This is a genomic window from Taibaiella soli (genome assembly GCF_003236175.1).
Taxonomy (GTDB): domain Bacteria; phylum Bacteroidota; class Bacteroidia; order Chitinophagales; family Chitinophagaceae; genus QKTW01.
The window spans coordinates 187,811-208,988 of record NZ_QKTW01000003.1 but is presented as its reverse complement, the minus strand read 5'-3'; the positions used below and the strand labels follow the sequence as shown (position 1 = coordinate 208,988).

Here is a 21,178-nt window from a genome sequence, read left to right as displayed (position 1 = left end):
ACCAACTTTCGGGCACAAAAAAAGAGCAGCAAGGCGCTGCTCTAAAATAAAACATTTTATTTTATTGTTATAAAATTGTAGCTAAAACATCTTCCAGGATGTCTGCAGTCTGTTCTTTGCTGTTTCCTTCAGCATAAACGCGCAGTAAAGGCTCCGTTCCGGATGCACGCAGCATAATCCAGCCACCGTTATCCAGATGGTATTTCACGCCGTCAATTGTTTCAATTGTATTGAACGTGTATTTACCGAACTCTGTATAACCTTTATCCAGCGCTTTCTTAATGATTGCTTCTTTTTTATCGTTTGCGATATGGAGGTCATTGCGATCGTAAACAAAAGTGCCCACCACTTCATAAACCTCTTCACAGAGCTGTTTCAGCGTTTTGCCGGTTTGTGTCATGAATTCATAAATCACGAGACCGTCGTAGATGCCGTCACGCTCGGGGATATGGCCTTTTACCGCGATACCGCCGCTTTCTTCGCCACCAACCAGCACATCTTCATTAATCATGATTTCGCTGATGTATTTAAAGCCGATCGGTGTTACTTCTACCGGTAAGCCATATTTTTCAGCCATACGTTTTACGCGGTCAGTAGCAGAAAATGCAATCGCTACTTTACCAGTCATACCTTTGTACTTATGCAAATAGTGTACGAGCAAAAGAATGATATGGTGCGCATCCACGAAGTTTCCGTCTTCATCATACAAACCGATACGATCTGCATCACCATCCGTTGCCAGACCAATTTTCAGTTCTGGGGTATTGCGGATTGTTTTGGATAATTCCTGCAAATTGCGATCCAGCGGTTCCGGAGCTTGTCCGTTAAAACCCGGATTATTTTCGCAATGCAGCAAAACCGCGCCTGGCAACAGTCTGCGAACTACGTTCTGACCTGCACCATACATTGCATCGTAAGCCAGTTTGAACGGAGAATTATTCAGTTCATCGAAGTTGAATTTTGTTTTCAGATATTCGATGTACATATCTTCCAGATTCACATATTCCAACAAACCTTTCTCTTCCCAGTGAGCGAGGTTTTCAGCAGGAATCTTCACTTCATCTTTGATCAAAGCTTCTACCGCCGCGATATCTTTCGGGCTGGAAGGTCCACCGTGTGCGCCTTTCAATTTATAACCATTATAAGATGGCGGATTGTGCGATGCGGTAATCACCACACCTTGCTGTGCGTTCATTTTCAATACACCCAATGAAATCATCGGCGTAGAGATGAACCCTTTTGCCAGATATACTTTGATGCCGTTGGCACAAAGTACTTTTGTTACCATTTCGGTAAACAGTTCACCACCAAAACGGCAGTCGTGGCCTACAACCACTTTTGCTTCTTTATTGCTGGCAAGCAACCAATCAGCCAGAGCCTGGCTCACGCGGGCTACGTTGTAAACAGTAAAATCCTGCGCGATGATGGCGCGCCAGCCGTCGGTACCAAACTTGATTTTATCAGCGGTCATGGAATGTCTTTTTATTGATAGTTTTTGTGATTTTGACTAATAGCGGGCCGAAAATATTGCATTTTTTCGGCAGGTGGCAAAAATAAGATTGAAATATTAAATGGAGATATAGTTGATAGTTGCTATTTCGTAACATTTCTTTAAGCGTTCACTTTCTTAATTTTACAAAAAATTTGAAGCCATGTCTGAAAAACTCCTTTCGATAAATCCCACCAATGGTTCTGTTATCGCTTCTTACGACATCTTCGACGAACAAAAAGTAGAAAAGGCAGTAACGCTCGCGCACAAGACTTTTGATAGCTGGCGCAAGCTTTCCTTTCGTGAACGTGGTACTGTTCTGAAAAATATCGCAAAAGAACTCCGCAAACAGAAAAAATATCTCGCCGAACTGGCCACAGCAGAAATGGGCAAGCCGATTGCGCAAAGTATTGCCGAGGTAGAAAAGTGTGCCAATACACTGGATTATTTCGCAAAAGAAGGTGCCAATTTTCTGGCAAACGAAGTTATTGAAACGGATGCCCGCAAAAGCTATGTGAGCTTCCAGCCACTGGGAACAGTGCTCGCTATCATGCCCTGGAATTTCCCTTACTGGCAAGTGCTCCGCTGTATGGGACCGATTCTGATGGGTGGTAATACGATGTTACTGAAACATGCATCCAATGTAAGCGGCTGTGCTTTAGCTATTGAGAAAGTGGTAAAAGACGCTGGTGCCCCGAAAGGCATTTTCCAGACGTTATTATTGCCATCTTCCCGCATCGAAGCATTGATCGGTCATCCGGCAATTGCTGCCGTGACACTGACGGGCAGCACGCATGCAGGCAGTAAAGTAGCATCCGCGGCTGGCAGCCACCTGAAGAAACTGGTGCTGGAACTGGGCGGCAGCGATCCTTATGTAATTCTGGATGATGCAGATCTGGATCTCGCAGCGAAAGTTTGTGTAGAAGGCAGACTCGTAAATAGCGGCCAGAGCTGCGTTGCGGCTAAACGTTTTATCGTGGTAAAATCGCTGCGCAAAGAATTTGAAAAACGTATGACGGAACAAATGAAAGCTTCGACCTACGGCAATCCGATGGATACCTCAAGCAGAATTGGACCAATGGCGCGCGTAGATCTCCGTGATGAGTTACATAAACAAGTCGAAGCAAGCATTGCGAAGGGGGCTAAACTGCTTTGCGGTGGCTTTATTCCGGAAGGCGACGGCGCGTATTATCCGCCAAGCGTGCTGACTAATGTAAAAAAAGGAATGCCGGCTTATGATGAAGAAATGTTTGGTCCGGTTGCTGCAATTATCGAAGCGAAGGATGAAAAGGACGCAATCCGTCTGGCAAATGATAGCATCTACGGTCTCGGTGCTGCAGTATTCTCCAAAGATCGCAAACGTGCGGAAATGATTGCTGCAACTGAATTGAACGCCGGCAGCTGTTATGTAAACGCGCAGGTACACTCTGATATGCGCATGCCGTTCGGTGGTGTGAAACAAAGTGGTTATGGCCGTGAGCTCGGCGAATTTGGTATCCGTGAGTTTATGAATATAAAGAGTGTGTTTATTCATTAAGATGTGAGCGGTGAGTGGTCAATTGTGAGTGCTCGTAATTTTCCAGGGTTGAGTAAAGTTGATCCTCCCAATAACGAAAAGGCCGCTAACACTGGTGTTAGCGGCCTTTCTTTTAAAATACAGAAACGTTTCAACACATCAACACATGAACGTACCGACGTGTCAACTTAAAACCCAAACATTTTCTTTGCGTCATCCAGATCTACATCACCGTCGCCATCTTTATCAAGGCCAAATTTAGCCGCGATACTGCCGAGACCACCTGCACCGGAAAGGGATTGTGTAATCTGCGACAGATTAAAACCACCGCCCTGGAATTTTCCCAGCACTGATTGCAGCACATTCGGAATAAGACTAGATGCCACGTTTGACGCGGCTCCGCTGCTCAGTCCAAATTTCTGCATGATACTATCGGCAAAATTGCTTTGCATTTGTTGCACTGCCGGATGATTCGGATCCTGCAGCATATTATTTACTTCACTTGTTTGTCCGTTTTGAACCATATTTTGGAGCATTGACATAACAGAGCTGCCGGCTTCGTTCATTACGGCCTCGTTATGTTCATTTGGCACATCAGCGTTATTAACTACTGCGTCCTGTCCATGTTGTTTGATCATTTGCATGATTTCTTCGAGCATAGTGTTTGTTTTTGTTGTACGTAATTTAGAAAATTAAGCTTCGATCTGAAAACATATTTTCCGGCGTTGCTTTAAATGATTGTTTCCCTTTGGCTTCCACCATAAGAATTATGCCAACTATCTGATAATGCTTGTAATGCGGCAAGAAACCCTCTTGTTTTGCGCTCTGCCCTCCGCAGTCCGATTGTCACCAATCGGAAACTCAGGGCCATACCCTTCTGTACCAGAGACTTGACTTTCAACGCCAGCCTTACCGAGATCTGCCGCTACTTTTTGCGCTCGTTCCTGCGACAATTTTTTATTGACAGCCACAGTGCCGGTAGCATCAGAATAGCCGCCAATCTTAATTGCTATCATTGGATAAGCTTTCAATATGGCTGCGATATTACCGATCTCTTCTTCAGCGCCTTTTCTATACGTGAGCATTTTAGTAAACTGTACGTTATAGAGGTTAATCCAGCCATTTTTTATCCCTTCGGGTGTAGTATCCAGACCGTTCCGCAGCACATCCTGAATATTGGAAAGCAGGAGGGCCTCAGCACTGTTATTCGGAATATGCATTACTGTTCCATTCGGCAGTTTTTTGCCTATTATATCTCCAAATACGTACTGGAGTGTGCTATCAGCATCCAGCTTGAAAGCGGGCATTTGTGGTTGTTGAGTGGGAGCTGATGCAATGGAATCAACTACAGGAACAGTTGTATTAGTTGCTGCTTCATATTTACAACCTTTTGTACAAAAGAAAATAATTCCCACGAGCAATAAAGTGCCCAAAACAAACCAAAGCAAACGATTACCATCATCTTTATTCTTTTTCCCCAGAGCCCTCTCGACATTAAGTGAAGCCGGTGCCGCATTAATTTCAGCATTCAGGCTGTTGATACTAGCAGTAAATGAACCGGCGTCAAGATTATTTTCCGCTGCATGTTTTCCGAGCATTCCCAGACAAAGAGGTGCCGCCCATTGCAGCAATTTGGTTGCAGACGCGGTTGTAATATTATTCTGATGGCCGATATTCTGTGCGAGACGCTCCATATTCTGGTGGCCGAATAAATGTTTGAGGATATCCGTACCGAGTGCTGCCTTATTGCTGTCGTCAAACCAATGGAGAACGTGTTTCCACCAGCTATTATCATTGGCTTTTCTTGCGAGGTCCATCAATTGCGTCCTGGCACTGTCCCCTTCACTGGTTTTCGAGGCAAAGCCGCGTAAAATGGCCGACGTCACATGCTCCATTGCTTTTTTCAGATCAGGTAATGCCTCCCCCGTCTGCTCAGACATCTGCAACATTGACTCATTTGTAAAAAGCGCTTCAATCGATTGTAACAATTGCGATTTCATACTTGTTTCGTTTTTGAGAAAGTATTTTTCTCTTCCTTAATCAATCGCCGTGCCAAAAAAGCGTTCACTACCGAATTTATTAATGCCCTATTCTCGGAAACCCACCCTAGAGCACGATAAGGGAAAACTTGCTAACTACTTCCCCAGTTGTCCACATACCGGCATTTACTAAAAAAAGCTATTTTTATCGCAGTCAAAAAACAAACGATTATGCTTACATATCTGGCGCTCGGCGATTCTTATACGATTGGTGAACTGGTTCCGAAAGAAGAAAACTTCCCGCATCAATTAGTACAATTGCTACATAAGGAAAAGACGGAAGTAACCGAACCCGTAATCATTGCAGTAACTGGCTGGACAACTGACGAGCTCGCGGCATCCATCCGCGAACATGCCCTGCACGAAACATTTTCGTTTGTGACATTACTGATTGGTGTCAATAACCAGTACCGCGGTCGTGACCTTGATAATTACAAGAAAGAATTTACCGAATTGCTCAATCAAGCAATTGTGTTCGCAAACGGTCATACACAGCATGTTTTTGTCCTCTCCATTCCGGATTGGGGCGTAACACCGTTTGCCGAAGGCCGTGACCGTGCGCAAATAGCCAAAGAAATTGATGCTTACAATGCTGCCAACAAAAACATTACGCTGGCGCATAAATGCCATTACCTGGATATCACCGACAGCACGCGAAAAAACGGCACCAATCCTGAGTTTCTCGCCGAAGATGGTTTACATCCTTCCGGAAAAGAATATGGCGTTTGGGCTGAGCGTTTGGCTCCTATGGTTGCTAAGGCGTTAAACCCCTAGCCACTGAAGGGGGACTCTCTTCGCGGGCAGCTCAATATTTTAAAATGTTAAACCCTCCGGGCGTGTAATAAGCGAATTGGTTAATTCGTTAATTTGCACGCCATTACTTTTTTTACTTTGGTTGAATTTACTCCCGCTGTAACTCCCCTTCAGGGGTTGGGGGTAATTTCGTAGTTTTGAATTGAATGAAACGCTACCTCGTTATACCATTAATGTTCCTTTATCTGCTCGCTGTAACCGGCGTGGTGGTGAATGCACATTATTGCGGTAAGAATCTGGTATCGTGGAATGTGTTCCTGAAAGCCAATCCTTGCGGTGGATGTGACGACGACAACGGGAAAGTTGTTTCACACAAATGTTGCAAAGACAAGCAGGTCAATGCAAAGGTGACGCATGATCAAAACAGCGTCTCAATCAATCTGCAACTTGATGCAGCAGCTATTCACCTGCCGGCAGACAAACCGGTAATCGTTTTTGGCGACCCGGAAGTTCCTGCTATTCGAGAAATTGCATTTACACACCGTGCCAATGCCCCACCCGGACTCTGGCAAGATATTCCGCTTTATAAATTACACTCCCGCTTTACTTATTACGGATAATGATTGCTGAAGCCTGATTTAAGGCTCTTTCCCAACGTGCGCTTTATTCAGGCGCATCTACTTTCAATCATTTATTCATCAGCTCAATAAGTAAACAATTATGAAACGTTTTATCGTTTTTCTCCTCGTTATAATTTCTTCATTTTCCATTGCGCAAGCGCAACAAAAAGATATCTCCACCGAAAAAATGCGCGTGGACGGCAACTGCGAAATGTGTAAAAAACGCATTGAAAATGCAGCTTACATTGGCGGTGTAAAAGAAGCTGTGTGGGATGAAAAGACACATATGCTGACCGTAACTTACCGTCCGTCTAAAACCTCAATGGATGATGTAGCGAAACATATCGCCCACGCAGGTTATGACAACGACAAGGTAAAAGCCACCGAAGAAGAATACAACAAACTTCCAAAATGCTGCGCTTATAAGACTGCTACCTGCAATCATTAATGCAGCGTCTTATCTATTTATCAGCCGCTCTGCTGAGCGGGCTGCTGTTGCTTTCGCCCCCCAATGCTTCTGCGCAGGAAGCAGGGCGAAAAGTAACAGGAACCGTTTATGAGCAGGGCAAAGAAAATAAGACACCACTGGCCGGTGCCGTCATCGCCGCAATGAATAATAGCGCGGGCACTCAAACCGCTGCCGATGGCCACTTTGAATTAAGCGTTCCAGATAGCGTGCGCCAACTGGTTATTTCTTATACAGGATTTAAAAATGATACGATTACTATTTCAGGTTCACCGCTGGAAATCGTATTGGCACAACCACGCAGCTTACAGGAAATAGTGGTTCGCGACCGCATGAAAAGCACAGAAATAGGTATGCTGGGTGCGATGAAAACAGAAAAAATCGGTGCACGGGAATTGCTGAAAGCTGCCTGTTGTAATCTCAGCGAAAGCTTTGAAACAACGCCTTCGGTAGATGTTGCATTTACTGATGCTATCAGCGGTTATAAACAGATTCAGATGCTGGGACTTGCCGGTCCTTACACCGTCATTACCCGTGAGAATATTCCGGAAGTACGCGGACTCGCAGCTGTAACGGGTTTGACGTTCACACCGGGAACCTGGATTGAAGGCATGCAGCTGAGCAAAGGAACCGGCAGTGTGGTAAACGGCTATGAAACTGTTGCCGGTCAGATCAACGTTGAATTGCACAAACCTTTTGAAGAAGAAAAAGCCTGGCTAAATCTATACCAGAGTACACAAGGTCGTACGGAAGCAAATCTGGTGTATAATCACAAATTCAATGATAAGCTTTCGAGCAATCTGATGCTGCATGCCAAATCGCAGTGGGAAAAAGTAGACCAAAACAATGATGGTTTTCTGGATCAGCCGCTGGGCAATCAATTCGGCATTTTGAACCGTTGGTTTTACATGGGCAAAAACGGACTGGAAATACAAGGCGGCGTCAAAGCTTCCTTTATGGATAACCGCGGCGGTCAGTGGGGCTATGAAAAAGGAATGGAACAGGTACCAGGCAATCCATGGGGCTTTCAGCAAAAGACCAATCGTGTGGAAGGCTGGGCGAAAATCGGGAAAGTTTGGACAGACAAACCCTGGAAAAGCGTAGGACTACAGCTTTCAGGCCTATATCATCAGCAAGACGCACAATATGGGACTCGCGAATACGATGGAACGGAACGCAGTTTTTACAGTAATCTGATTTATCAAAGCATCATCGGCAATACGAACCATGTGATTAAAGGCGGTGCTAGTTTTCTGCTGGATAACTATGATGAAACCTTTGTCAGCAATCAATATACGCGCAATGAAGTAGTACCGGGCGTATTTGCTGAGTATGCATGGAGTCACCTCACCAAATGGAATGTTGTAGCAGGCCTTCGTGCCGATTACCACAATATGTATGGCACCTTTGTAACGCCGAGACTGCACATTCGCTACGCACCGTTTACCAACACTTCGTTCCGCGCATCTGCCGGACGGGCGCAACGTACGGCTAATATTTTCGCGGAGAGTATCGGTTATATGGCCAGCAATCGCCAGTTCATCATTGTAAACCCGCAGCCGGATAAAGCCTATGGACTGAATCCTGAAGTGGCCTGGAATTTTGGATTAAACGCAACGCAGAAATTCAAACTAAACTACCGCTCTGGTGCTTTTAGTGTGGATTACTACTATACATACTTCCAAAACCAGGTGGTGACTGATTTAGAAAACATGCACCAGGTTCGTTTTTACAATCTCGATGGTCAATCGTTCGCACATAGTTTTCAAGCGCAACTGGATTATGAACCAATCCGCAAGCTGGATGTACGCATCGCCTATCGTTGGTACGATGTAAAGACAACTTACGATGGTGTTTTGAAAGAAAGACCTCTGGTAGCGGCGAATCGTGCATTTATCAACATTGGCTACGAAACTAAAAATGACTGGAAGTTTGATTATACATTCAACTGGGTAGGAACCAAAAGAATTCCATCGGTAGAACATGCCAACGATATGGCTGAAACACAATCTCCATCCTATATTCAGATGAATGCGCAGATCAGCAAAACCTTCCGCAACAATCTGGAAATTTATGTGGGCGGTGAAAACCTTACGAATTACATGCAGCACGATCTGATTCTCGGCGCCAGCAATCCATACGGCGACAACTTCGATGCGTCAATGGTCTGGGGACCTGCGATGGGACGAAATGTGTATGTGGGATTGAGGTATAAGATTAAGTAAAAGACAACGGTTGTCTCTGCTTGGAGACAACCGTTTCTATTTGCACTTTGATCAGTCTCCGTTTAGTAAGCAAAAAAGGGCAGTCGAAACCAGATCACTCCGTGGTTTCGACGGTAGCTCGATTAAACTAGTTGCTACTGTGCTGCCGAACATTGGAATGCTACAGCTTAATCAACGCAACTATCTTTCTGTCTCCAATTCAAAGTGATTTACAGTTTAATAACTTTACAATCTGTATTACCAGTTAAATAGATTACTGCACAAACGATGAATGTTCGATTAATACCAGTAATAGAAATTTTCAGACCTGATGACTCCATTCCTTCACCAGGGAAAGGCCCGTCTTGGGAATATCCGGATGAATGGAGTGAATACAATCGGCTTCTCAATATTAAAGCTGGCTTCTCTGACAAGTTAGCGCCCTACCAAAAAGGCTCCCGGTTTTATAAGATTGATGAGATAAAGGATGAAGATTTGCTGGTAATAATTCAACTAGAAATCGAAAAACAAAAAGGTGATGATGAACCACTGGTTTTAGCACTTACTGGCGGATATATATTACAGGTGAATGGCGACAATGTATACTTTCCTCAGTGCTGTGGCGACTTAGCCAATATTGGTGCGTGGTACGAAATCATAAATGGTGCTGAACACCCATTTTTCGCAGGCCACCCTTCTCCCAAAATATCAGTCACTGGAGAAATGGTTCATTTTGATTTTGTCAACACCAATTACAGTGGAGAACATTTTACGCCTCCGCCAAGTGAAAAACAATTTCAATTAAAATTATCCGATTTGAAACATGCGTTGGATGTGGTAACTAAGGAACTGAAAATATTTGGATCAAGATTGCGATGGATAAACGAAATACACGGCCTAAACATCCAGGATATTGACAGGATACTTATATCCTCGGAAATCTAAAACCCTTTTATCTAACGATTTTAATTCACATTTTTCAAAACATCAACAATATGGACACTGACACAATGCGCGATTTTTGTCTTTCGCTGAAACAAACCACTGAAGATATCAAATGGGATCATCTCTGCTTTTGTGTAGGTGCGAAGATGTATATCATTACTGGCTTTGAGGATAATTCTCCTACTTCATTTAAAGTACCGGAAGAAGATTTTGATGCGCTTACATCCCGCGAAGGCATTGTTCAGGCCGCACATTTCGCAAAGCGGCAATGGGTAACGGTTATGCAGCGCAATAAACTCAAACCGAAAGAATGGGAACATTACATCAACCAGTCATACGAAATGGTGAAACAAAAGCTGACAAAGAAACTTCGCGGAGAACTTGGACTCTAAATCGCTGATATCAGCCGTGATTTTTTTCCGACAATTACCACATTAACATTTGATGTTTCACACCTAAAATTTGATGTTTCACATTTGAAACGTAATGTTTCACATTTGATGTTTGGCTTTTGATGTTTCACGGTTGGTTTTTGACGTTTTACGCTTGCCCAATTTCCCCAACTTTATTTGCAAGCAGGTAGTCTATAGATGTCATGAAGACAATTATACTCGCTTTCTGTATAGCCCTTACCCTTGTTACCCCCACGCAGGCACAAATGTATTTTACCCAGAACGGAGCCGGCACTATGGATGGCAGCTCCTGGACCAATGCTAAACCCGGCACTCAGCTTGCCCCCATGATGCGCTTCTTTTTATCGTCATGGCAATTGTGGGTAGCAGCAGGTACCTATAAAGTAAACACCAATGTCCGCGATTCTTCGTTTTTCATCAACAGCCAAATAAAGGTTTATGGTGGATTTGCGGGTACCGAAACATCCATCAGTCAGCGAAATATTGCAGCCAATCCAACCATTCTTTCCGGCAATATCGGCTCGCTGACAGATTCTACAGACAACTGCTATCACGTAGTTCAGTTCATGAATGCGGATAGTACAACCATACTGGATGGATTCATCATTGAAGGCGGTTATGCCGACAATCTGGCTAACTGGAATAATCTGGGCGGGGGCATCCGCAACTGGGCCACCAGTCAGCCGACGGTGAAATCGAGCCCGCAGATCAGCAATTGTATTATCCGAAATAATTACGCCGACATGGGCGGCGGCGGCATGGTTGATTTTGCAACCTATGGTCATGCAAATAGCCATGTCACAAATACCTTATTCGAAGGAAATATTGCAGGGACTTCGCTGTCCGGCGGCAACGCATCAGGCGGAGGTGGATTCCTTGCGCTGTCCTATCTGGTAAAAGGTGCTAATACCGCCTATTTCGACAGCTGTATCTTTCGGAACAATCTTGCTCAGTCAGGCGGAGGTGGCGCTATCAGCTTAGCTGCCAATGTCGATAATAATGGCACCCTTACGGTAAAAAATTGTACGTTCGATCATAACAAAGGGAATACCGGCGCGGTTTCGCTGTCTTCACTTTATGATCTGTACGATCCGAATACACACACTGCTATTCTGAAACAGTCGTTTGAAAATTGCAGATTCACGCAGAACATCGTGAGTTCGCAAGGCGGCGGGGTCATTACGACACTATACTTTAAACCTGCACAATCAACAATGAGCCTTGTCAATTGCACCATTGACAGTAATACCGGCGGCTTCGCACCAATATATGAGAACAACAACGCCGTTCATTCCAAAAACTTGTTTGACCGGGTAACGATACACCATAACGAAGGTTTTTATTCAGGCGGGCTTGCCATCTGGTCGCGCTCCGGAAGCATTGATACCACAACCATTAATAATTGCCTGTTGTACAACAGTGGCAAGGGTATACTTGTAGATGTGGAAGCGCTAGAAGGAAGCGACATCTATACCTTCATGAATAATACTACGCTGTACGATGATTCCGCCCGGCAGTGGCCCTATAATTACGGGTTGTTCAATAACGTGGCCGGCAACTCATCAGGCTCGGGTCCGGCACATGCAATTGCGACGATCAATAACAGCATTATCTGGTATAATCGCGGTAATCTGAACCCTGCTTTCAATATTTGCAAATCTTTAGCCATTACCAAAAACGGCTCGTTTGTGACGGCCAATATTTACACTAAAAATTCACTCATCAATCTGGACCAAAACGTTTGGCCGGTTCCTTATCCGAATGGACAACTGGATTATGGTACGAATATGGGCGGCAACGTCAGTGGGTATCCGCGGTTTCTGGATACGGCAACTGGGAATCTCCGCCTGGGCTGCAGCTCTCCGGGACTCAATTCCGGCAGCAATGCGCTTATTCCATCCGATATGCTGACAGATATTGAAGGCAACAACCGCATTCTGCACAATACGGTGGATATGGGATGCTACGAAACAGACACACTTCCTACGCCATTAGCAAATACTATTATTACTGTTGACACCGCGAATAGCAGCATCACCTGCACTGCCGGCTACAATATGCAACCGGATAGTGTTGTATGGCATTTCGGCGATGGACAAAACAGCAATGCGATGAACCCTACACATACCTATGCAGCGCCGGGCACGTATAATGTATGCCTGAAAATCTTTACTGCTTGTGGCATAGACGAAAAATGTGATAGCGTAAAAATACCAGACACCACATCCGCAACGCCGCCAACGCCACCGTCTAATACGGGTATCAATAATAACAGTCTTTTGAACAATATTTCCATCTATCCGAATCCCGCTCACGAACAATTATTCATTAGTGGACTGAAAGAAAGCGTAAAGGTCTGCATCACCTCGTTAACAGGTCAGTTATTGCAGACATCAACGCTTTCTGCAGGCAATAATCAACTAAACATTTCATCGTTACCGGCGGGTGTTTACTTATTGCAACTGAAAACAGATACTGGTGAAAGGAAAACAGTGAAAATAGTAGTGAATCGCGATGAATAATGCAGGTCTTCAAACTTATACGGAAGAGTTGAACAACTTGTACTGAAGAGTTACCCAACTAGTACGTACTAGTTGCTTAAATAGTACGTACTAGTCGGGCAAATAGTACGTACTAGTTTAAACCATTCAAACTCAACCCCTGTGAATCCAGGTCATAGCGGACGAGTGCTACCTTCCTGATAACAACCTACAGGGAAAACAAAAACGGTCCGCACAGCATATGCGGACCGTTTCTTTTATTCACGAAATAAAGCTCTATTCAGTTGTTACAATGAACGTGTAATTTTTGAGTTTAGCTACTTTATCAGACAGCGACAATGCAGTCATAGAGGTTGCTGGTTTCGCAAGCTGCAAACCTTCTACCATGCTCAGGAACGTGTTGATGTACGGCGATTTCACCGCATAACCTGCACCTTCTGCGCCCTGCAGTTTTGCATCTACAATACCAATTACGTTTCCGTTTTCATCAAACAATGGACTGCCGCTGTTACCCGGTTGTACTGCTGCAGAGAATTGATATTGAGAATTGGTGCCTTTATAACCGCTTTTTGCACTGATGATACCTTCTGTCAGTTTTACTTCTTCACCCATTGATGTAGTCAGCGGGAAACCAAGTGCAAAAGATTTAGAACCTTGTTCCGCTACCGAAGTACTGATCTGATAAGGTATTTCACCCAACGCAACGTTTTGATTTTTCAGTTTCAACACCGCCAGATCCAGGTCTGCATCAAAAGAAACAACATCTACACCGTAAGAAGTAGAAAAATCATTACCGATACCTTTTACCTGTACTTTCTTCGCACCTTTTACTACGTGGTAGTTAGTGAGCAGATAACCTTGTTTGCTGATGGCGAAACAAGTGCCTTGTTTCGGGCCATCGCTGTCAGCAGTCATACCTTCTGGAAGTTTACCGACAGGTTTTGCTTTATCCTCTTCGAATGTAACAGTGTTTGTCACATCTTCCAATAACTCCTTTCCTTTTTCCTGCTCTAGTGGTTTAAATCCAGGAAACGAGAAATAATATTTTTCACCGGCCTTTACATCAAGTGGTTTGATGGTACGGGATGGAGGTACCCCATCAAAAACAACAGTGATCGTCAGACGGCCTTCTGAATAAATTTTACATTTCAGATCTTCATGCGGGCCTATTGTGCCAACCATCTGATCGTTGATAAAAATAATTCTACTAAACTTGTCCTTTTGTCTCGCGGTTGTAAAATGGATAATGGAATAATTCTTCTTCTCTTTAGTTTCTTGTTTTTCCTGCGCAAATAAATTTAGGGTCGTTAAAAGCAAAAGTGCCGCTAATAGAATCTTCTTCATTGAGTTTTTAATTATGTGTTTATGAAAATCAAATGCAAAAGAAATTCATTTTATCGAGTTTACAATCGGTAAAAATACTGGTCACTGATTTCACTATCACGCATGTGAATGGATGATGAATAACACGACGCAAATAGCTGTGCCGTTTTGCCGCCCGCGAAAACAAAAAAATACACCCCTGCGCGAAATCAGTTCCCGACGTCGTACCTCGGGACAACCCGGATGGTGTGGGACACTCATCGCGCGAGTTCCCTCTTGCCAATGACACAATTAAAATTGAGTTCAATTTCAAGGCTCTTAGTTTGGCAGCAAAAAAAGAGACGAGCTGCGTTGCAACTCATCTCTCTTTATATAGTCTACACCCACATTGAGGTTTTGACTTTTGACTTTTGAATTTTGAATTTCTAATTACCCGTTCACCTCGATGTTCATTTTAGAACGCAGGTTAGAAGGGATTGCATTTTTGTGCAGGAGGAACGCAGTGGTTTTGTATTGTACATAAGCCTTGCTCACGTAGATATAACCTTTATAGTCATTCTTTTCACCCCATGAGTTTTTCACGATGTAGTATTCTTTGCCGGTCTGGTCTTTAGCCATACCTACAATGTGCATACCGTGATCGTCAGTTGTTTCGTAGTTTTCAAACGCCTTCTGACGCATTTCAGGCGTGATTTTACGTTCTGTTTTAGGACCATTGAAGAGTGCTTTCTGATCTGCTTCTTCCATATCTTCCCAATCTTTTTCAGGAACGAATGCTACACCATTTTTCCAGCTGAAATATTTTTCACTCACGTCAGTAGCCCATGCAACCGTGTAACCGTTTTTCAGCGCGTTGTCGATGATAGTAGTAATATCATCCATTTTCACGTTGTACACTTTTTGCATCGCCCAGTTGTCCTGAACCATCAGCAGTGATTTTTTGTAGTAAGGCATATCCGTGAAAGAAGAGATCTCTACATAATCAGCAGGATTGATACCTACTACCTGATCAGCGAACGTACGTGGCGTATATTCTTTTCCTTTCCAGGTAAATGTTTCAGGAATTGGACCGAGATATGCATCCAATACCGCGTTGAATGCTTTGTTCCAGCTAGAAGTCAGTTTGCCGTTCGGATTTTTTACGATTGCATCCAGCATACCTTTCAGCACCGCCTGCATTTCACCGAATTTATTTTTAGAAGTACCGTAGTTCAGACCAGTGTACACTTCCTGCGGCATTGCACCGTATTTCTGGTACATGTTGATTACATCATGACATTCGCCACCGTCGCCCCAGGAGAAATCACCGTGCATGCGTACATAAGAAACAGCTTTGTCTTTGTACACACAATGCGCTGTGAAAATCTGCGAAAGCTGCACCGGCGTTTTGCCCATGCGGATCATTTCGCTTTCTACGAATGAGTTGGTTGAGTAGCTCCAGCAAGTACCTGAGCTTGCCTGATTTTTTACAGAGGTAGTACCGAGATCAATAACTTTTGTAAAGGTGAACGCTTTTTTTGCACTGTCACTTTTGTTGTTGTCCAGTTTTTTAACCAGGTCATCCTGCGCAGTTGCCAGAAGTGGCAGAGCCGCAGCCATGAGCAGCATTAATTTTTTCATTACCGAGATCAAAATTTGAATTGGAAGCGCCCAAGGTACGAAGTTGTTGCGCAAATACGGCCATACTGGCGTTAAAATCCACCAAAAAGGGGGAATGGATCAGCTGACAGCGGATTTCTTGTGAATGGTCAATGGTAAATGGTGAATGCTTGTGAAACGTCAAAAGTCAGCTATCCTCTGACTGACGGTCATTTGTGAATTCCACATAAAAACACATAATTGTCAATTGTCCATTATCCATTGTCCATTGATTTCCAAGTTTGACATTTCACAAGCATTGACCATTGCCGCAGTTTTGACTTTTAACTTTTTACTTTTGACTTAAGCCCCGCCTATTTTGTTTTATATCAATGACAAAAGTTATTTTTGTAATTCGAAAAAAAGCTGCAGCGGCGTCTGAAACGGTTTCTAAAAATACTGCGTAACATATTCCTCGGTTTCGTAGGCTTGATCATTTTGCTGGTAATACTCATTAATTTGACACCAGTTCAGAATTTTCTGGTCAGCAAAGCCACGGAAGTCCTTTCGCGCAAGCTAAAAACAAGAGTGGAAATCAGACATGTACGAGTCGATTTTCTCAACCATGTATTGCTCGAGGGAATTTATATCCAGGACCATCAGCAAGACACACTGCTTTATGCCGATCTGGTACAAACCCGTATTACCGATTGGTTTTTCCTCAAAAAAGAAGTTCCGGTTATCAGCTATGTCGGTTTGCACGGTGCATATGCCAACTTATATCGTAAGAAAAATTCAGCCGAGTGGAACTACCAGTTTATCATCGATGCATTTTCCGGACCTAAAAAATCGACCGGTAAAAAAAGTGATTTCGAAATCGATCTGAAAAAAGTAGATCTTAAAAATGTTCGCTTCCGGATGGATGATGCCTGGGAAGGTGTGAATATGGATTTTGATGTAGGCTCACTGGATGTAGACGCCGATAAAGTCGATCTCAAAAAGAAATTACTGGACGTCAACAATATTGACCTCAAACAGTTTTCAATGGTCTATTATGACTACGAGGCTGGCAAACCCAAAGATCCCAATCGAAAAAAGAAGAAAAAGGAAATTGACACCACTGCTTTCAATACAGGCAACTGGCTTGTTTCGCTAAAGAAATTACAGCTGGACGATTGCGCGTTCCATTTCAAATCGGATGAAGACATTCCGGCAATTAACGAATTTGACCCGGCGCATATGGATATTACCGGCATCAATATCGATGTGCGGAATATTCACATCCTGAAGGATACCATACGCGGACGCATGTATCATCTTGCTGCCAAAGAACGTTGTGGCATTGAGATTAAAGATTTCAAAGCGGCCATTACCGTTTCGCCGAATGCTTCTATCTGCGATAGCCTGTATCTGGAAACCAACCATAGCAAGCTGCAGAATTACTACGCGATGCATTATACGCGCTTCCCTGATTTCACCGATTATATTGAGAAAGTGATCATGGTGGGCAGACTGAAAAACGCAACCGTAGATGCACGCGATGTCGCTTATTTTGCGCCGCAACTGCGAAAGCTCTACCCTGCCACGCTTAAGGTAAGCGGTTCTGCAGTGGGTACAGTGGCTGATCTGAAAGCCAAAGATCTGGATGTTACAGACGGCACCAGCACTATTAAAGGCGACCTCTCTATGAAAGGCCTGCCGGATATTTACACCACGTTCATCGATTTCGATAACGGTGAAATCATGACTAGTGGCCAGGCAATTCTTAAATACGCACCGGAGCTGAAACAGAATCCGAATGTGGACGTCCAGTCGCTGAAGTACGCTTATTTTAAAGGCAGCTATAAAGGGTATCTGGAAAACTTTGCAACTTCAGGCACGCTTACTACCAATCTCGGCACCATTGTCTCCGACATCAAATTATCACTGCCGGACAGTAAGAAAAAAACGGCGAGTTATGCCGGAACTATTAAAGGAGACAAGATCAATGCAGGTGTATTTTTCCGCCAGCCTGATTTAGGAACGATGACGTTTAATGCAACGGTCAATGGCTCCGATTTTGACCCGCATAATGCCCACGTCAATATCAATACCACTTTTGCGCAGCTGTATTATCACCAGTACAATTACACCAATATCACGGCTGAAGGGGTGCTTGCCAAAAAACAATTCACAGGTCAGCTATTGGTGGATGACCCTAATCTGGCTTTGGCATTTAACGGTAATATCGATTTCAGTCAGCCGCTGCCAGTGATTAAAGCCACGGCCAACCTGCTGAAAAGTAATTTGCATGCACTGCATCTGACCAAAGATTCGATCATGGCCAGCGCCGATTTTGACCTGAACTCAACGGGTAATACCATCGATAATTTCCTTGGCTCGGCGAAGTTGTACAACATCAATGTGATCCGCAACAAAAACCGGCTGGATCTCGATTCTGTTTATATCAACTCGAGTGCTTATGACGACACCAAAACATTTACGCTGCAGAGCAATGATATCACAGCGCACATTGTCGGCAAATACGAATTATCAAAACTGCCGCCATCACTGCAATATTATCTCGCAGGATATCTGCCTGCCTATATCAAAAAACCAAAGAACGCAGCGCCCAATCAGATCATCAGTTTCGATGTGACCACACGCGATGTGGACAACCTCCTGAGCGTGGTTGTACCGCAACTCCGCAATTTTAATAATGCCACCATTATTGGTTCGCTGAATACGACCACGCAGGAATTGATATTAAATGCTCAGATACCGGAAGGGCATATTGACAATGTAGCATTAGGTCATATTGAAATCAACGCTACCGGCAATTATCAGCAGCTTTCCGTAAAAACAGACATCGCCGCAGTAGTAGTGAGCGACAGTCTGGTCAATGTATCGCTGAATGCTAATGCCACACTGGGCAATGATTCGCTTCGCTTTAATATTGTTACGTCTTCGCCGCTGAGCTATGGTACTGCTATCATTAACGGACATGCGTACGCCTACAACGATTCCCTTTATCTAAATATTCTTCCTTCAGAATTTTACCTCGGACAAAATAAATGGCAGATAGACGGTGATAACAGAATTGTATTTGCGAAAAAATACCTGGACATCGACAACCTGCATCTGCATTCGGGCTTTCAGGAGCTTATGGTAAATACGCAAAGCACACCGCAAAGCCAGGAAATGTCGGCCGAAGTCAAAAACCTGGATCTGGCAACGCTGGGTGGCATTGCCGGATTATCTGCTTATCAGCCTGATGGCCGCCTTACAGGAAACATCACTGTGCGCGATCTTTTTACTAAAACATACGCTACGGCCAATCTCCTTGCTACCGATCTGAAACTCGGTGCAGACACGGTGGGTGAAGTGCACATCATCGGTAATTATGATGCTGTGAAAAAACAAATAGAGTTACAGCAGGAAACCGGTATCTACAACGGTAACGCATCGTTGACCGCAAATGGTATTTTCTCTTTAGACAGCGCACATTACCAGGCATTGAACGGTCAGATTAAATTTAACCACGCTTCGCTGGCTTGGATATCGCCTTTCGTAACCGGGCTGATGAGTGATCTCGGCGGTTATGCAGACGGCTCCGTTCAAATAAAAGGCACTTCTTTACAACCTGATATTTCTGGTCAGATAAAACTGGATAGCGCAAGCTTGCACGTAGATTACCTCGGTACTAACTATACGATTCCGACAGGTGTTATTGATGTCAACAATCAGGGCATTAAATCCGATCAGCTCACATTATATGACCAACACGGTGGGCAGGCCATTTTTAAAGGCGGTGTGACACACGACCATTTACGGAATTTCAAATTCGCAATGTCAGCTTCGTCCTCTTCGTTTGAAGTATTGAACTTGCGGGATTTTGAAAACGCCAATTTTTACGGACAAGTACTCGCCGATTTTTCATTGAGAGCCACTGGTCCTTTCGATGATATTACGCTCTCCGTGCGTGGTGCCGCATCCAAGCCATCGCATCTGTACATTCCAATTACAACAACTGGCAATACGGGCAGTTACAGCTACGTAAGCTTCCAGACATATGGCAATGACCAAACAATCGTAAAGAAGAAAAAAGGCATCAAATACAATATTTCCATAGATGCCCAGATGACCGATAATCTGGAAACAACGATGATCCTCGATCCGGCAACAGGCGATGAAATCAATGCAAAGGGCAACGGTAGTTTAAACATCAGAATAGCATCTAACGCAGACATGAGCATCACGGGCGCCTATGTGATTGATGAAGGAGATTATACATTTACGTTCCGCCAGCTTTTCTTTAAACGGAAGTTTATCATCAACCGGGGAAGCTCTATCGTTTTCACCGGGCCAGTTACAAGACTTAACCTTGATATTGAAGGTACGTACCGCACCATGGCACGCCTTTACGATCTCCTCAGCGAACAGGAACAGCAAAACCAGATGATTCCTTCCAGCGAACTGGCCGATGCGAAGACTGCACAAAACGTAGATGTAATTCTTCACATGAAAGGCTCGCTGCAAAAACCCGAATTGACGTTTAAGCTGGAACTGCCAGAGAAAAGATCAGTGGGCACCTATGCTTATACCAAACTGGAACGCATCAATCAAAACGATCGTGAACTGTTTGACCAGGTTGCATCGCTTTTGCTCGTCGGCACTTTCATTCCACCGGAAGGACTCATCGGTACCACTGCAAAAACCGGCGCCATCAACAACATGAGTGAGATTATATCGACAACTGCATCATCGCAGCTCACGAACATTGTAAATAAATTATTGGGCGATAAAAGCCTGGCCGTTGAACTGAAATACAAAAACTACAACCTCAGCGATCCTACTGTGGCAGGAGGCATCAATCGTAATGAACTGCGGTTTGGTGTTCGTCAAAGCCTGTTTAAAGAACGTGTCATTGTGGAAGTTGGTAGTATTTACGATTGGGGCCGCCCTACTTCAACCAATACCAGCACATCGAGTGCACTCACTCTGGCCGGCGATTTCCGCGTACAATATTTAGTAACAGAAGATGGCCGTCTGCGCCTGAATGGTTTCCGCACCAACAACTTCGATGTGGCCGTTGGCAGTTACATCACACGTGCGGGCGTCGGTATTTCCTGGCGCAAAACATTTGACAACATGAAAGAATTCTTCCATGGCGTACAATACAGCAACTATATCCAAAAGCAAACCGACCGCAAGCTCATGAAGATCGATTCCACTACCATCAAAAAAGCGGAATAATTTTTTGCAACGGACATTGCCGCTCCGGTCCGGCCTGAGTTGCGTCGCACACTGCAGCTTCAGAACATCAAAAAGGCTGCCCAAAAGGAAACAGCC

At 44.2% G+C, this 21,178-nt stretch carries 14 protein-coding genes; 9 read left to right on the top strand and 5 right to left on the bottom strand.

Annotated elements, in window-relative coordinates; all coding sequences use genetic code 11:
• Positions 1 to 67 precede the first annotated feature (67 nt).
• Positions 68 to 1,471 (bottom strand): phosphoglucomutase/phosphomannomutase family protein, encoded by a 1,404-nt coding sequence (locus DN068_RS02725; RefSeq protein ID WP_110997347.1) that lies wholly within the window; start codon positions 1,469 to 1,471, stop codon positions 68 to 70.
• Positions 1,472 to 1,652: 181 nt separating this feature from the next.
• Between DN068_RS02725 and DN068_RS02720 the strand changes: the two genes are divergently transcribed.
• The gene (locus DN068_RS02720; RefSeq protein WP_110997346.1) at positions 1,653 to 3,026 is read left to right on the top strand and encodes an NAD-dependent succinate-semialdehyde dehydrogenase; all 1,374 of its coding nucleotides are present in this window, start codon (positions 1,653 to 1,655) and stop codon (positions 3,024 to 3,026) included.
• A 167-nt stretch (positions 3,027 to 3,193) separates the two neighbouring features.
• On the opposite strand, the gene DN068_RS02715 is transcribed toward DN068_RS02720, so the two are convergent.
• Positions 3,194 to 3,664, bottom strand: coding sequence for a hypothetical protein (locus tag DN068_RS02715; protein WP_110997345.1), 471 nt, complete (start codon positions 3,662 to 3,664; stop codon positions 3,194 to 3,196).
• A 117-nt stretch (positions 3,665 to 3,781) separates the two neighbouring features.
• On the bottom strand, positions 3,782 to 5,005 hold the full coding sequence (locus DN068_RS02710; RefSeq protein ID WP_110997344.1) for an OmpA family protein: 1,224 nt from the start codon (positions 5,003 to 5,005) through the stop codon (positions 3,782 to 3,784).
• Positions 5,006 to 5,215: 210 nt separating this feature from the next.
• Between DN068_RS02710 and DN068_RS02705 the strand changes: the two genes are divergently transcribed.
• The 7 genes from DN068_RS02705 to DN068_RS02675 all read left to right on the top strand — a co-directional run bounded on the left by DN068_RS02705 (position 5,216) and on the right by DN068_RS02675 (position 12,967).
• Positions 5,216 to 5,818 (top strand): SGNH/GDSL hydrolase family protein, encoded by a 603-nt coding sequence (locus tag DN068_RS02705; protein WP_207798838.1) that lies wholly within the window; start codon positions 5,216 to 5,218, stop codon positions 5,816 to 5,818.
• A 185-nt stretch (positions 5,819 to 6,003) separates the two neighbouring features.
• Positions 6,004 to 6,417, top strand: coding sequence for an HYC_CC_PP family protein (locus DN068_RS02700; RefSeq protein ID WP_123985211.1), 414 nt, complete (start codon positions 6,004 to 6,006; stop codon positions 6,415 to 6,417).
• A gap of 100 nt (positions 6,418 to 6,517) precedes the next feature.
• Entirely contained in the window at positions 6,518 to 6,865 is a 348-nt protein-coding gene (locus DN068_RS02695) for a heavy-metal-associated domain-containing protein (protein WP_207798837.1), read from the top strand.
• Complete coding sequence (locus DN068_RS02690) at positions 6,865 to 9,108, top strand: TonB-dependent receptor (RefSeq protein ID WP_110997342.1); 2,244 nt, start codon at positions 6,865 to 6,867, stop codon at positions 9,106 to 9,108. The genes DN068_RS02695 and DN068_RS02690 overlap by 1 nt, the downstream gene beginning before the upstream one ends.
• 267 nt (positions 9,109 to 9,375) lie before the next feature.
• Entirely contained in the window at positions 9,376 to 10,032 is a 657-nt protein-coding gene (locus DN068_RS02685) for a hypothetical protein (RefSeq protein WP_110997341.1), read from the top strand.
• A gap of 50 nt (positions 10,033 to 10,082) precedes the next feature.
• Positions 10,083 to 10,424, top strand: a complete 342-nt coding sequence (locus DN068_RS02680) for an MmcQ/YjbR family DNA-binding protein (protein WP_110997340.1) — start codon at positions 10,083 to 10,085, stop codon at positions 10,422 to 10,424.
• Between the two features lie 203 nt (positions 10,425 to 10,627).
• The gene (locus DN068_RS02675) at positions 10,628 to 12,967 is read left to right on the top strand and encodes a T9SS type A sorting domain-containing protein (RefSeq protein ID WP_110997339.1); all 2,340 of its coding nucleotides are present in this window, start codon (positions 10,628 to 10,630) and stop codon (positions 12,965 to 12,967) included.
• Between the two features lie 255 nt (positions 12,968 to 13,222).
• Here DN068_RS02675 and DN068_RS02670 read toward each other — a convergent pair whose 3' ends face one another.
• Together DN068_RS02670 and DN068_RS02665 are read right to left on the bottom strand one after the other, a co-directional pair.
• The gene (locus tag DN068_RS02670; protein ID WP_110997338.1) at positions 13,223 to 14,290 is read right to left on the bottom strand and encodes a S1C family serine protease; all 1,068 of its coding nucleotides are present in this window, start codon (positions 14,288 to 14,290) and stop codon (positions 13,223 to 13,225) included.
• Positions 14,291 to 14,698: 408 nt separating this feature from the next.
• A complete protein-coding gene (locus tag DN068_RS02665; RefSeq protein ID WP_110997506.1) occupies positions 14,699 to 15,889 on the bottom strand; it encodes a C1 family peptidase in 1,191 nt (396 codons plus the stop codon).
• Positions 15,890 to 16,435: 546 nt separating this feature from the next.
• Between DN068_RS02665 and DN068_RS02660 the strand changes: the two genes are divergently transcribed.
• The gene (locus tag DN068_RS02660; RefSeq protein WP_123985210.1) at positions 16,436 to 21,082 is read left to right on the top strand and encodes a translocation/assembly module TamB domain-containing protein; all 4,647 of its coding nucleotides are present in this window, start codon (positions 16,436 to 16,438) and stop codon (positions 21,080 to 21,082) included.
• The last annotated feature ends 96 nt before the right edge of the window (positions 21,083 to 21,178 follow it).